12 protein-coding genes and 1 pseudogene are annotated in these 13,971 nt (G+C 68.4%); 8 read left to right on the top strand and 5 right to left on the bottom strand.

Going from position 1 to position 13,971, the window contains the following annotated elements:
• Positions 1 to 436 precede the first annotated feature (436 nt).
• The 5 genes from ABZ434_RS08770 to ABZ434_RS08790 all read left to right on the top strand — a co-directional run bounded on the left by ABZ434_RS08770 (position 437) and on the right by ABZ434_RS08790 (position 4,371).
• Positions 437 to 769 (top strand): MerR family transcriptional regulator, encoded by a 333-nt coding sequence (locus ABZ434_RS08770; protein ID WP_359133192.1) that lies wholly within the window; start codon positions 437 to 439, stop codon positions 767 to 769.
• Between the two features lie 760 nt (positions 770 to 1,529).
• Positions 1,530 to 1,733, top strand: coding sequence for a cold-shock protein (locus tag ABZ434_RS08775; protein WP_359133194.1), 204 nt, complete (start codon positions 1,530 to 1,532; stop codon positions 1,731 to 1,733).
• 307 nt (positions 1,734 to 2,040) lie between these two features.
• Positions 2,041 to 3,552 carry a DEAD/DEAH box helicase gene (locus tag ABZ434_RS08780; protein WP_359133196.1) on the top strand — a complete coding sequence of 504 codons (1,512 nt, stop codon included), beginning with the start codon at positions 2,041 to 2,043 and terminating at the stop codon, positions 3,550 to 3,552.
• Between the two features lie 46 nt (positions 3,553 to 3,598).
• A complete protein-coding gene (locus ABZ434_RS08785) occupies positions 3,599 to 4,003 on the top strand; it encodes a CBS domain-containing protein (protein ID WP_359133198.1) in 405 nt (134 codons plus the stop codon).
• Between the two features lie 56 nt (positions 4,004 to 4,059).
• A complete protein-coding gene (locus ABZ434_RS08790) occupies positions 4,060 to 4,371 on the top strand; it encodes an SCO5918 family protein (RefSeq protein ID WP_359133200.1) in 312 nt (103 codons plus the stop codon).
• Positions 4,372 to 4,440: 69 nt separating this feature from the next.
• Here the strand turns inward: ABZ434_RS08790 and ABZ434_RS08795 are convergent.
• Positions 4,441 to 4,813, bottom strand: a pseudogene (locus ABZ434_RS08795) (hypothetical protein).
• 281 nt (positions 4,814 to 5,094) lie between these two features.
• Complete coding sequence (locus tag ABZ434_RS08800) at positions 5,095 to 6,387, bottom strand: PP2C family protein-serine/threonine phosphatase (RefSeq protein WP_359133277.1); 1,293 nt, start codon at positions 6,385 to 6,387, stop codon at positions 5,095 to 5,097.
• A gap of 265 nt (positions 6,388 to 6,652) precedes the next feature.
• On the opposite strand from ABZ434_RS08800, the gene ABZ434_RS08805 reads away from it, so the two are divergent.
• Positions 6,653 to 7,282 carry a hypothetical protein gene (locus ABZ434_RS08805; RefSeq protein WP_359133279.1) on the top strand — a complete coding sequence of 210 codons (630 nt, stop codon included), beginning with the start codon at positions 6,653 to 6,655 and terminating at the stop codon, positions 7,280 to 7,282.
• Positions 7,283 to 7,845: 563 nt separating this feature from the next.
• Positions 7,846 to 8,553, top strand: a complete 708-nt coding sequence (locus ABZ434_RS08810) for a hemolysin III family protein (RefSeq protein WP_359133281.1) — start codon at positions 7,846 to 7,848, stop codon at positions 8,551 to 8,553.
• 664 nt (positions 8,554 to 9,217) lie between these two features.
• On the opposite strand, the gene ABZ434_RS08815 is transcribed toward ABZ434_RS08810, so the two are convergent.
• Complete coding sequence (locus ABZ434_RS08815) at positions 9,218 to 10,234, bottom strand: NADP-dependent oxidoreductase (RefSeq protein WP_359133202.1); 1,017 nt, start codon at positions 10,232 to 10,234, stop codon at positions 9,218 to 9,220.
• A 70-nt stretch (positions 10,235 to 10,304) separates the two neighbouring features.
• On the opposite strand from ABZ434_RS08815, the gene ABZ434_RS08820 reads away from it, so the two are divergent.
• Positions 10,305 to 11,426, top strand: a complete 1,122-nt coding sequence (locus ABZ434_RS08820) for a helix-turn-helix domain-containing protein (protein ID WP_359133203.1) — start codon at positions 10,305 to 10,307, stop codon at positions 11,424 to 11,426.
• A 294-nt stretch (positions 11,427 to 11,720) separates the two neighbouring features.
• Here the strand turns inward: ABZ434_RS08820 and ABZ434_RS08825 are convergent, their stop codons facing one another.
• Positions 11,721 to 12,839 (bottom strand): acyl-CoA desaturase, encoded by a 1,119-nt coding sequence (locus tag ABZ434_RS08825; RefSeq protein ID WP_359133205.1) that lies wholly within the window; start codon positions 12,837 to 12,839, stop codon positions 11,721 to 11,723.
• Positions 12,840 to 12,846: 7 nt separating this feature from the next.
• Positions 12,847 to 13,902, bottom strand: coding sequence for a ferredoxin reductase (locus ABZ434_RS08830; protein ID WP_359133207.1), 1,056 nt, complete (start codon positions 13,900 to 13,902; stop codon positions 12,847 to 12,849).
• Between the last annotated feature and the right edge of the window lie 69 nt (positions 13,903 to 13,971).

Below are 13,971 nucleotides of genomic sequence, written 5' to 3' on the forward strand. Positions count from 1 at the left end.
TCAGCAGCGCGGTTGAAGCAGTTCCTCGGCAAAGGCGTCTGACTGCGGGCGCGCGTGCCGGGAGGTTCGGCAGCGGGGTTCTAAGCCAGAGCAGATGCAGGACGGGCGACGGGGCTGGCTGCCGGAGCGTGGCGTTATCAGAGGCCACCAGCAGTACACAGTTTGGCAAGCAGTTCATCAGAGGGAAGAACGGAGGAGCCGAGCGCCATCGGGATCGCCCGGGCGGAAGTCTTGAGCCCGGGTACCGCAGGACATCGATAGTGAGGTGGTCTCCGGTCAAGCAACCGCGATCCCCGTATCCCCGACGCCCTTCAGGTCGGGTTAGCGGAAACAGAAGTCCGGCGCAGCACGAGGGCCGGCAGATGGTGTAGCAGTTCCTTCGGGGCCCTGGTGCCATTGGCGCCAGGGCCCCTCCACGCGTTCACAGAGAAGCGCAATGACAGCAGACGACTCGTTCGGCCGTCTCGATGGCGACGGCTACCCCGCTTACACCAGGGGCCGAGCCGCCGCCATGCTCCACACCCAGAGTTTCCTTCGCGCCATCGGCGAAGCCCGCCTCATTACACCGCTGCGCACCACAGGCGGCCATGGCCGCTACTCCCGCTACCAGCTGCGCATCGCCGCCCGCGCTCGGGAACTCGTCGACCAGGGCACCCCCACCGAGGCTGCCTGCCGCATCGTTATCCTCGAAGACCAGCTCGATGAAGCCCAGCGCACCTACGCCGAACACCACTGTGCCGCAGGATCGTTCAGTCTGCCCATGGCCTGAAGCAGTGCGCCCGCCGGGCACCGGCGTGCCCCCGCCCGCATGTGTCGGGGCGCGATCGTCTGGATCGTTTCCGTGGTGGCCGAGTGTCCGGGCGGCGGCCGCGCAGTGCGTTGTGGTTCGAAGTCCCCCTGCGTCCCCGGCGGGGCCCTCTGCTGTGCCGCATGACCCCACGCGATCACCTCCGCCTTCGGCGCGTTGCAGGAGCAACATCGACTCGAAAGTACGAGACGTGGTTACTCGGCTGCATCGCCACCGAGTGTTCACCCCAACAGTGGGCGCTGGCCTTCAGCCGGCTGTGGCCGGATCTTGGGCGGGATGTGAGCAAGGCCGCGCAGCAACAGTGTCTGGCTCTGATGTGTGTCGAGCGGCGTGTTGGCTGCTGGTGGCGCCGACCGGGCAAGAGGGGGCCACCGAGAAATTGCTCTCTTCCAGCCGCTTACAGCTACCGCTCCTCACGAAACCGTGCGTTCGGGGTGGGGCAATATTTATGACCGTGAGGTCAGAGTTTAACGTGCCACACGGGGAGTGTTTGTACCGCAACTAACGGAGCGAAGCTATTAAATGTGTCCGGGCAGTTACGGCATGCTACTGTCGATCCCAGTTGCAGTTGTGGTTCCCGAAACTTCAAGCGCCTTCGCCGAAATTGCCGGCCGCTGGGAGCGCTTTTACTGCCGGTCATTTTCCGGTGGGGGCATCATCGCGGCGACCCGGGTACCTGGCATCGGGCACCCCGGCGTACTGCCCCCAAAGGAGACATGACGTGGCATCAGGAACTGTGAAGTGGTTCAACGCGGCCAAGGGTTTCGGCTTCATCGAGCAGGATGGTGGCGGCGCAGACGTTTTCGCCCACTTCTCGAACATCTCTGCGCAGGGCTTCCGTGAGCTGCTCGAAGGCCAGAGGGTCATCTTCGACATTGCGCCGGGCCAGAAGGGCCCGACGGCCGAGAACATCGTCCCGGCCTGACGCAGTCGCGTACTTCCTGGCCGGGGCCCGCATCCCTCGGGGTGCGGGCCCCGGCTACACGCGTTTCCCGCAGTGCTCTCCCTGAGTATCCCTGTATTCCTTCTCCAGGGGGCGGGCGGAAACCGGTCGACGTCCGGGATTTCACATCCCGTTTGACTCGCTTAATTCATCGCTTTTGTGCCGCACCTATTTTACTGCGCACCAGATTCTTTTCGCATTCCATTCGGTCCGTTTCTCGTGATTCCCTGCACTGCTTTTCCGTTGCGGGAATTCCTTGGTGCGTGCCGTGTATCAAGGAAGGTTCTCGATGAACCCCACACGTACGAACAGCCGTTCCTCCAGCCGCAGCCGGACCGACTCTCCCGCTTTCGCCTCCGACGCCGGTTCGCGGCGGGGCGCACGCCTCAGCTCGTCCGCCCCGAGCCGTTCAGGGGGCCCGAGCCGGTCGAGCGGACATGGTCGGCGGCCCGCGGCGGTGCAGGGGGAGTTCGCCCTGCCGAAGACGGTCACTCCTGCGCTGCCCGCGGTCGAGGCGTTCGCCGACCTCGACTTGCCGGGGCCCCTGCTGGCGGCACTGACCGCGCAGGGCGTGAGCGTTCCGTTCCCGATTCAGGGTGCGACCCTGCCCAATACCCTGGCGGGCCGTGATGCCCTGGGGCGCGGGCGCACCGGCTCCGGCAAGACGCTCGCGTTCGGCTTGGCGCTGTTGGCCCGCACCGCCGGTCAGCGCGCCGAGCCCCGCCAGCCGCTGGCCCTGATCCTCGTGCCGACGCGTGAGCTGGCACAGCAGGTGAGCGACGCGCTCACCCCCTATGCCCGCTCGGTGAGGCTGCGTCTGACCACCGTTGTCGGCGGGATGTCGATCGGGAGGCAGGCCAACGCGCTGCGTGGTGGCGCCGAGGTGGTCGTCGCGACTCCGGGCCGGCTCAAGGACCTCATCGACCGCGATGACTGCCGGCTGAACCAGGTCGCGATCACTGTCCTGGACGAGGCCGACCAGATGGCCGACATGGGCTTCATGCCCCAGGTCACAGCGCTTTTGGATCAGGTCCGCCCCGAGGGCCAGCGCATGCTGTTCTCCGCCACCTTGGACCGTAACGTCGACCGTCTGGTCCGCCGTTACCTCACGGACCCGGTCGTCCACTCCGTCGACCCGTCCGCAGGCGCGGTCACGACGATGGAACATCATGTGCTGCACGTCCACGGCACCGACAAGCACCGTACGACGACGCAGATCGCGGCACGCGAAGGCCGGGTGATCATGTTCCTGGACACCAAGCGGGCCGTGGACAAGCTCACCGACCACCTGCTGGCCAGCGGGGTGCGGGCCGCCGCCCTGCACGGCGGGAAGGCGCAGTCGCAGCGCACCCGGACTCTGACTCAGTTCAAGACCGGGCATGTCACCGTGCTCGTGGCCACCAACGTCGCGGCCCGCGGCATCCACGTCGACAACCTCGACCTGGTCGTCAACGTCGATCCGCCGACCGACCACAAGGATTACCTCCACCGTGGCGGCCGTACCGCGCGGGCAGGGGAGTCGGGCAGCGTCGTCACCCTGGTCACGCCCAACCAGCGCCGCGACATGACCCGCCTCATGGCCGCCGCCGGCATTGCGCCCCGGACCACCCAGGTCCGCTCCGGCGAGGAGGCACTCGGCCGGATCACCGGCGCCCAGACCCCCTCCGGCATCCCCGTGACGATCACCGCGCCAGTGACCGAGCGGCGTCGGCGCAGCGCGTCCTCACGCGGCCGGCGCAGCCCCGCCTCGGCCGCCCGGCGCGGGAACGTGCGGCAGTCCTCCTTCGACGCGGCGGCATGAGAAATTCGTGATCCGGAAGCTGACCAACTTATGCAGGAGGCACCTTTTGACGCTGGTTCAGGTGAAGCCCCACTCGGCGAATGCCGCGGTCGTACACAGTACGGTGGCCGACGTCATGGACACCGCCGGACCGCAGGTCTGTGACCACATGACCGTCGAGGTCGCCCTGTCCGTCATGGCCAGTGCCCGTACCGGGCATCTGCTTGTCTGCGACGACAGTGGCCTGTGCGTCGGACTGGTCGCCCGGGCTCAGCTCACGACAGCCCGTGACGGCTCCGCGTACTCGGACAGGGTCCAACTGCGTGACATCCTCGGCGACCGCGGGCCGTTCGCCTCGCCCGTGACCACGATGGCCGAAGCCGGGCGGCTGATGCGCTACAGCCAGGTTGATGCCCTGCCTGTAGTTGATGAACACGGCAGTGCCTTGGGCGTCCTCGCCCTTGCCCGCTGAGCCGTCACCACTACGGCAGAACCACTCCCTCTTCGCTCCTCTCCCTGTGAGGCATCATGCGCTGTGTCATCGCCCGCTTCCCGTTCGACCTCACCAGGAGCGGCGTCCTGGAATCGATGAAGGGCATCAAGCCCGAGCAGGCTTCCGGCGAGTCAGTGATCATCGGCCGACGCACCTACCCCGTCAAACAGGTCGGCCAAGTCGTCACACGCCAGGACCGGCGTGACTTCAGTGCCGGCGAGGTCCTGCGGGCGATGACGCAGCTCGGCTTCACCTGCCGCGACCTTCCCCAGGCCGCCGCGCGCACGAAGGTTCGCACCCCGATGCAGCAGGCTTCCGCGATGCTCGGCGCCCCTGCGGCAGCCTGACCGACGGGCAGGCGCGAGCCGCCGGCAGAGCAGCGGTGAGGGTCCGACCGGGGTGCGCCGGTCGGACCCTCACCGCGTATCGAGGTGCCTCGGCGCGGCAGGGTGGCAGTGCTCGGAGTAGCTGCAGCCACCCATCGTCCAGGCGTGGGCGTCTTCGATCGCGGCCCCCCCGGATCGCCGGGAGACCCGGTACATCCTGCCGGTCTCCGGGATCCCCACGGTGCCCTGGAGAATCCGAGCCACATGGAAATGCAGATACGTGGGCGGTCCGTCCTCGCGTGCCGCAGAGGTGAACATGACGGAGAAGTCGCTCAGGTGGGCCGAGTCCGCCAGGACCCGTGATGACAGCACCACCGGCGACCACGGTCAGAGGCATCTGATTGCTGTGCCCGGACTCGACCAAGCCGGCAACGTCAGCAAGCAGCGCGTCAGGCTTCGACATGGGGCCGCCTCTGTTCGCCGACCGGCGGCGGCTGCTCATTGCGGTGCCGGTTCAGGGCAGGACGGCGCTGAGGTCTTGTCGCTGAAGGCGCGGGGTTGCCTGAGGGCAGCATGCAAGATGTCCCTACATACGACCATGTGGATTTTTGACCCTCAGGTCCCTCTCTGACATGCAAGTCCGGCAGCAGGCCCGAGGGGGCGCAAGTCGGAACACATCCGTGTCGAGTCGGTCCCTAGGCTAGGAGAGGACTCTTGTCCTGGCTTGAGGTTGGCTGGGCAACCTCAACTCCGGGGGTCTGCGGGCCCTGGGGGTGCGGCGTGCTGTCCGGCTGTGGGGGAGGCTTCGGCGAGGTCGGCGCCGTGGTCGGCGTCGCGGCGGGTGGAATCGGTGCCGTACCAGTCCAGGCACATCACAGTGGCGTCGTCCTGCAGAAGCCCGTCATGGGCACGGACCACGTGCTCGATCAGGACACGGGCTGCCTCGCGGGGATGCAGGTCTTGGGTGTTCTCGATGAGGCCAGGCAGGTCGAGGTCCGCGGCTCTGCGCTCCTGCATCCCGTCGGTGAGCATGATCAGCCGGTCCCCTGGCCGCAGGTCCAGGTGCTGGACGGTATAGGTGTGCGGGGCCAGGAAGCCGAAGGGCATGTCGATGGTCGGCGTGATCTCCTCGACTTTGCCGCCGCGCAGGCGCAGGGGCCAGGGGTGGCCGGCGTTGATGAACTCGGTTCGTCCGTCGTGCAGGCTGATACGCAGCAGTTGTCCGGTGGCGTAGCGGCCGCCGCTGTGCTTGGCCACGGCCTGGTCCGCGGTCCGTGCTTGTTCCCGGAGGTCGGCTCCCTGCCTGCGGGCGCGGCGCAGTGCGCCGACGAGGAGGGTGGCCAAGAGGGCGGCGTCCACGTCATGCCCCATGGCGTCGGTGACAGACAGCTGGACGTGGTCGCGGTCTATGACGTAGTCGAAGGTGTCGCCGCCGACGAACTCGGCCGGCTCCAAGGCGCCGGCAACTGCGAACTGGGCGGCCTCGCAGGCCAGCGACGTGGGCAGCAGCCGGTGCTGGATCTCGGCGGCCAGGCTCAGCGGGCTGGTGCGACGGCCCCACTGGTACAGGTCGGTGAAGGGCCGGTTCGCGATGATGATGTAGGACAAGGCGTGCGCGCTCCGGCTGATCTTCTGCAGCGTGGCCGGGCCAGGGTGGTGGGGCAGCTGGAGCTCCAGCAGCCCCAGTGCATCCCCGCGATTGGTGACCGGTGCGATCACCCGCGTCAAGCCACCGCCCCCCACGGCCTCCACATGCGGCCGTTGCGTCCGTATCACTTCGTCGTAGACGGTGCCGGAGACGGTGATCGGATCTGCGGGACGCTCCACGTCGAGGTCGTCCGCCGCAGTGCCCAGGCGGACGACGGAGGCACCGGTGAAGTCGGTGATCAGGAATGACACGGACCGGGCCCCAAGCTGCCTTCGCAATGTTGCGGCTATGACGTCGACGGACTCCACCGGCGGTGCGGCCTCAGCTGCCGCCAGGGCCTCGCCCAGCCCGTCCGTTCCGATGTCTAGCACCGTTTCGATGTCTCGCATGGGGGAGCCCTTCCCGCTCTCGTGCTCGCCCCAGTACGTACCCGGTGACACGACTTCTCTGGCGAGCACGAGAAGGCAAGCTACCCCACTGTGGGAAGGTACGTAATGAGGCACCCGGCTCGTCACAAATGCCTATGCGGCAGCCTTTCTGTCACCAGTAGCGGAGATCGAAAGCGCATGACCGGCTGAGGCGGATTCCGGAAGCCGTAGCGGGAAAGCGCGCGACCGGCTCGGCCGGATATACGCCCTGGTCAAGAACAGCGGCATCGGTTCGTCGGGCGCCGCCACCGGGGAGAGCGCCATGGCGCAGCACCAGCGCGTCCTCGACATCAATGTCCTCGGCGTGGTCCGCGTGACGAAGGGCGTCCTGCCCCTCATGCGGCCCAGGGCCGTGGCCGGATCATCGACAGGTAGCCGTTCTGCGGGTTCGCACTCCAGCCGTTCATGTCCGCCTGCCTTGCGTCCAAGCACGCCGTCGAGGGGTATTCCGAGTCCGTCGACCGCGAGGTCCGCAAGCACGGTCTCGCCGCGCGGCGACTCAGGAGCCGTACGCCCTGTGAGGCTGTTGCGGTGCAGGTGGAGGAGCGGACCTTCAGATGCTCGTCCAGACTTCGAGGAAGGCGCTCCGGCCAGTGGGATCGTCCGCCCTGCAGTCGGCGTGCAGGACGTGCCAGGCGGTGAGTTCGAGATCTCGAAGCCACAGTTCCCCGATGACCTGCGTCTCGAGAGGGGGGAAATGGTCGGATTCGGCGAGGGCTTGGCCGATGCCCCCGGCTGCCACGCGCTGTGGCGGGGTCATCTCATCGACAGCGGAGAGGATTTGCCGTGCCAGAGCGGTCCCCCGCCTGCCAGGGCCTGCAGTACGTCGGTCTTGATAGGGGCGGGTAGCAGGTAAGCGGTACCGGACGACCTCCACAAGTCCGACCAGAAGCGTTCGCCGGTCTCGCGGCCAGCGCCCGAGGAGGTGCCCGGTCGCCGCGTAGCCGCCAGAGTGCGCAGCCGCGACGACTGCGATGCCGACGACGCGCTCCACATCGAGATGGCTGGCTCCGAGGTCTGGAGCCAGGCCCAATCGGTGTTCCAACTGGACCCTGAGGGAGGCGGATACGTGAGGGCCGACCTCAGAAAGCATCGGCGGTCCTTGCGGGTAGGCGAGCGGGGGTGCCGGTTCGAAAGCCCTTATCGTTCCTCGTAACCAGCTGTTCCATTCGGCTGTGAGCGTTCAACCGGTGGCGGGAGCACGGGGCCGCACATCGGGAGACTCCACACCCGGCGACATGGGATGGGCTCTACAACCGGCCTCTCGACAGATTCTCCTGCGAGCTCTCCTAGCATGGACGCATGATCACCAGTGACCCCCAAGAGTCCGGGGGAGGACGGGGAGCCGTGCCCCTTGACGCCGCTGAGGCCAAACATGTCCACGTCGACTCGGAGCGTGGGGAGCACCGCGAATTCGGGATGCGCCGGCAATCACCAGGTAACGCAAAGAATGGTCACCCGGTTGCCGCTCTGGTGAAGCACACGGCCGACTTGGTGAAACCGGTCAAACCGAGGCTGCGCGGCTGGCTCCACGCCGGAATGGTCCCCGCCGCACTGATCGCCGGTCTCGTTCTCATCTGCTTGGCTCGCACCCCGCAGGCAACCACGGCCTGCGCCGTGTACTCGGTGACCGCCTTGCTGCTCTTCGCGACAAGCGCCATTTACCACCGCGGCACCTGGGGGCCGCTCGGTGAGGCTCTTCTGCGACGCCTCGACCACGCCAATATCTTCCTGATCATCGCCGGCACCTGCACCCCCTTGGCCGTGCTCCTCCTGCCGCCGGACCAGAGGTCTGTGCTCCTGTGGATCGTGTGGTCGGGCGCGTTGGCCGGAATCGCGTTCCGGCTCCTGTGGGTCGGGGCCCCGCGCTGGCTGTACACACCGTGCTACCTGGCCCTGGGGTGGGCACCGGTGCGCTACCTGCCCGACTTCTTGCACACCGGCGGAGCAGCCGTGCTCGCCCTGATCGTGGCCGGCGGGCTGCTGTACAGCGCGGGCGCGGTGGTCTACGCCCTCCAGCGCCCCGATCCCTCACCCCGCTGGTTCGGCTTCCACGAGGTGTTCCACGCGCTGACCGTGGCAGCCTTCACCGCGCATTACATCGCCATCGCCCTGGCCACCTACTGACAGCAGATCAGAGGGAGCGGGCCGTCAGCCGGGACGCTCGCTTGATGCCCCAGCCGCCCCCACGCGGGACGGTAGGCCGAAAGGCTGGTCCCGTACTGGTGTCCGCCTCTTGCTCAGGGCAACTTCTTCCGATGACCCAGCATGTCGAGTGCGCCGGTCCCGCACCCGTATCGCGAGACTTCCGCTCGGGAACGCCGCCCTCGCCACCGCCACGGTTTGTTCCGGAATCTCCGGCAGCCCCACCGGCCGCATCGACATCCGCACCGCCTCCATGGCCGCACGGCAAAGAAGCGACCTCAGGAACGATCATCGCGGACTCGATGCCCTCGTCCCCATGCATGTCGGGGCGAGGGCCACCTCATCGTCACCGCAGCGAACGCCGCCGGCGTACGCACCGCGTACCTGGGCGGCCAGTCAGTCCCTCGCCGCCCAGGCCCGCGGCCACAATGTCAGCCGGCGCCATCCGAATCGCCGAGAATCGCGTCAGCATCCTCACAACGGCTATGGCCAGGTCGCGATGGTTCGCAGCGCCGACCACGGACCACGGATGGGTCGACCCCGGGGGTCGTCTCTGTGGAGTGGCACGGGACCGTCGGAACACGCACGGCGCGGGACGCCCCCGTCCTGTGTCGCGCCCGGGGACGACCCCCGAGCCATCCCACCCTCAGCGCACGGTGAGGACCAGCTTGCCTGTGGTGCGGCCCGTATCGCCCAGGGCGTGGGCCCGGGCGCCTTCGGCGAGGGGGAAGGTGCCGGAGACGTGGGCGCGGAGCCTGCCCCGCTCGACGAGATCGGCGATCGCCTGCATCCCGGCCCGGTCGTGCTCGACGAGCAGGGTGACCGCGCGGGCCTGTGCCTTCTCCGCCGCGGCCTGGGTGTCCTCGGCGACCGGCAGCAGGGAGACGACGACGCCACCGGGGCGGAGTACGTTCGCGGAACGGGTGGCGGTCTCTCCGCCGAGGGAGTCGAGGACGACGTCGTAGCGCTCGTCGGTGGCGGTGAAGTCTTCGGAGCGGTAGTCCACGCAGGCGTCCGCGCCGATCTCGCGCAGAAAGTCGTGCTTCGGGGCGCTCGCCGTCCCCGTGACATGCGCGCCGAGCTCCTTGGCGAGCTGTACGGCGAGGTGGCCGACGCCGCCGGCGGCGGCGTGGATCAGCACCCGCTGCCCGGCCCGGAGACCCGCCGTGTCGACGAGCGCCTGCCAGGCGGTGAGCGCGGCCAGCGGCAGAGCGGCCGCCTCGACGTGCCCGATCCCCGCCGGCTTGGCGGCGAAAGCGCGAGTGGGGCCGGTCACGTACTCGGCGTGGGAGCCAGCCCCGTACGGATAGGGCAGCATCCCGAACACCTCGTCGCCGGGTTTGAAGAGAGTGACGCCGTAGCCGGCCTCCACCACGGTGCCGGAGACGTCCCAGCCGAGGGTCAGCGGCGGGGGCGGCAGGAAGATACCCAAGGCGCGATGCTTGAAGTCCGTGGGGTTGAGCCCGGCGGCGTGCACGGCGATCAGAATCTGGCCGGGGCCGGGCACGGGTCGCGGAAGCTCGGTCAGCCGCAGGACCTCGGGGCCTCCGAGGGCCGTCTGGTGCAGGGCGAGCATCGAAGGGGCGCCGCCCGGGGCGGTGGCGTCCGTGGTGGCCGCCGGGTGAGTGGAGCCGGGGTTCTCGGGGGTGTTCGTTGTAGTCATGCTTCCATCCTGGCCGCACGGTCCCCCTCAAAAGGATGGCAAGAAGGTCATCCTCCGATACATTTGCGCCATGCCCCTCTCCTCTCCCGCGCACGGCGCTCACGCCGACCGACCCACACCCGCCGGGCCCTCCCTGGCCCGTGACCGCGCCGACCGCACAGCCGAACTGGACCGCCGACTGCGCCCGGACCCGCGGCCCGACGCCCACAAGGTCGTCGTCCTCGCCCTGGACGGCGTCTACCCCTTCGAGCTCGGCATCCCGCACCGGGTCCTGGGCTCGGCCGACGGCCGCTACGAGGTGCTGTCCGCGAGCGTGGACGGGCAGCCCGTGAGGACCGACTCGGACCTGACCGTCACCCCCGCGCACGGCCCCGAGGTGCTGGCCGAGGCGGATACCGTGGTCATCCCCCCGTACGCGATCACCCGGGCCTCGGCCCTCGTGCCCGACCCGGAGGCGCTCGCCGCGCTCTCCTGGATCCGCCCCGGCACCCGCCTGGTGTCCATCTGCACCGGCGCCTTCCTGCTGGCCGCCGCCGGCCTCCTGGACGGGCGGCGGGCCACCACCCACTGGGCGCTCACCGAGCACTTCCAGGAGCTGTTCCCCCAGGTCGAGCTCGACGCCGGGGTGCTCTTCGTCGACCAGGGCGACGTGCTGACCTCCGCGGGGGCGGCCAGCGGTGTCGACATCTGCCTGCACCTGGTGCGCCAGGACCACGGCAGCGAAGTGGCCAACCAGGTCGCCCGCCAATGCGTCGTGCCGCCGTACCGGGACGGCGGTCAGGCACAGTACATCGAGCGGCCACTGCCGCAGACGAGCGGAACGGGCACCGGCCCGACCCGCGACTGGGCGCTGCGACGGCTGGAACAACCCCTGTCGCTCGACGAGTTGTCCGCGCACGCGGCGATGAGCACCCGCACCTTCGCCCGACGCTTCCAGGAGGAGACCGGCATGAGCCCCGGCCGCTGGCTGACCCAGCAGCGGCTGCGGCGGGCGCGGCACCTGCTGGAGTCCAGCGACCTGCCGGTGGAACGGGTCGCCCACGAGGTCGGCTTCGCCACCGCCACCTCGCTGCGACGGCACCTGGCGGCGGAGTCGGGCGTCGCCCCGGCGGCCTACCGGCGCACCTTCCGTGCCTCGGGCCCGGCCGCGAGCGATATCCGGAAAGCATCGACAACGCGATCCGCTCGGTGACGCCTTCTGGCGAGCCCTGCCGCAGGGCTCGCTCAAGTTCCGTTGAGGTCGGCTTCGGGGGGGGTGATGCCCAGGATGGGGAGTGCTCGTTGGGGTCGGTCACGGATGGCGCGGGCGGTCTTGGCGATGTTGGTCGCTCCGGCGACCGCGTCGACCTGCCCGAGACGCTCCGTGACGACGGCGGACTTCGCTGCCCTACACACCTCCGCCCGGATCGCCGTGGGGTGCGGTCCCAGTGGCAGCCCAGGCCACTTCCGATCACACTGCGCCTCAAGATCGAGAGAGCAACGGCCCTCAGGTTGCGACGAGCTCCTGGTCGCGGTCCGGAGCTTTGACCTTGGGCTTCTTGTTCGGCAGCGAGAGCCGGAAGACCTTGTGCCACGCGGAGACCACCTGCTTGGGCAGCGGCCCGGTGACGTACTCCAACTCGTACTTGTCGAACAGCGCGCGTACCTTCACCGCGACCTCGGCGTACCGGTTGCTGGGAAGGTCCGGGAACAGGTGGTGCTCGATCTGGTGTGACAGGTTGCCGGTCATGAAGTGCATGGCCTTGCTGCCGCTGATGTTCGCCGAGCCCATCATCTGGCGCAGGTACCACTGGCCGCGCGTCTCTCCCTCGATCGACTGGCGCTCGAAGACCTGCACGCCCTCGGGGAAGTGCCCGCACATGATCACCGAGTGGGACCAGATGTTGCGGACCAGATTGGCGGTGAACGTGGCGCCGAGTGTGGTGAGGAATGACGGGCCCGACAGCAGCGGGTGGATCACGTAGTCCTTGAGTACCTGCTTGCGGATCTTCCGGCCCACGGCCTTGGCCCGTGCGCGGAACTCCGGGCTCTTGCGGCTGTGCTTGCCGAGGTTGTTGCCGAGCTCCAGGTCGTACGCTGCGATGCCGTACTCGAAGAAGCAGGCGTTGAGGAAGTTCCACAGTGGCTGGCCGAGGTGGAAGGGGTGCCACTTCTGGTCCTCGTCGACGCGCATGATGCCGTAGCCGAGGTCGTTGTCCTTGCCGATCACGTTGGTGTACGTGTGGTGCAGCTCGTTGTGCGAGTGCTTCCACTGCTCGGAAGGTGAGACGTGATCCCACTCCCAGGTGGTGGAGTGGATCTTCGGGTCCCGCATCCAGTCCCACTGGCCGTGCAGGATGTTGTGGCCGATCTCCATGTTGTCCATGATCTTCGCCACGGACAGACCGGCGGTGCCGAGCAGCCACGCGGGCGGGAAGATCGAGAACAGCAGTATGCCCCTGCTGACCAGCTCGAGCTTGCGCTGCGCCGAGATGACCTTGCGGATGTAGGCGGCGTCCTTCTCGCCGCGGCCGGCGATTACCTCGTCGCGGATCGCGTCCAGCTCGCGGCCCAGCTCCTCGATCTGTTCCGCGGTCAGGTGGGCGGTGGGGTCGATGGCGGTCAAGGTGCTCCTATCGTGCGAGGTCGCAGTGGCCCGCCGCGGCGGACACGCAGGTCTGGATGAGGACGCCCGGCTCGGCCTCGGTGATCTCGCCGGTGCGCAGGTCTCGGACGGCGCCCGCCCTGAGCGGCGTGACGCAGCCGAAGCAGATACCCATGCGGCACCCGGAGGGCATGAGCACGCCGGCCTCCTCGCCGATGTCCAGCAACGGCGTGGCGCCGTCCGCGTCGACGGTCTTGCCGGTAACGCTGAACGTGACCTCGCCGCCGTCGCCCGCGACGACGATGCTGGGGCGGAAGCGTTCGGTGTGCAGGCGCTCTTGTACGCCGTTCTCGGCCCAGTGCTCTTCGGCGGCGTCGAGCAGGCCCGCGGGTCCGCAGGCCCAGGTCTCGCGCTCGGCCCAGTCGGGCACGAGTTCGTCGAGACGGGCGATGTGGAGCATGCCGTCCGTGTCGGTGTGCACCTCGGTGAGCCGCAGCTTCTTGTCCGCGACCAGGTCGTGCAGTTCGTTGCGGAAGATCACGTCTTGCGGCTGTGGCGCGCAGTGGACCATGACGACATCGTCGAACTCGGTGTCGCGCAGCATGCCCATCACGGGCGTGATGCCGCTGCCGGCCGTCAGGTAGAGCACCTTGGCGGGCTTGGCCTGCGGCAGCACGAAGTCACCGGTCGGCTGGTCGAGCTGGATCAGCGTGCCCGGTTTCGCCCTGCGGACCAGGTGGTTGCTGACCTTGCCGTCCGGGATCGCCTTCACGGTGATCGTGATGCGGCCGTCCCGGCGGTCGGTCGGCGAGGTGACGGAGTAGGCACGCCACAGGCGCACCCCGTCGACGTCGACCCCGATCCGCACGTACTGACCGGCTGTGTGGCCGCGCCAGCCCCGTCCCGGCCTGATCACGACAGTCGCGGCGTCACCCGTCTCGGGGTGCACGGCCTCGATGCGCCCACGCAGGTCAGCGCCCGCACGCAGCGGGCTGACCAGGTCGAGGTAGTCCGACGGCAGCAGCGGCGTCGTGACCATCTCCAGCAGTTTCCACGCCCTGCTGCGGAGGGCTGCACTCGTCATGAATCCAGCTTGCTGCGCCTCAAGGCGTAAAGTCCTGACCACAGGACGTAAATTTGCTCGGCAGAGTTG

Origin of the sequence: Streptomyces sp. NPDC005761 (genome assembly GCF_040630635.1) — a bacterium.
GTDB lineage: Bacteria > Actinomycetota > Actinomycetes > Streptomycetales > Streptomycetaceae > Streptomyces.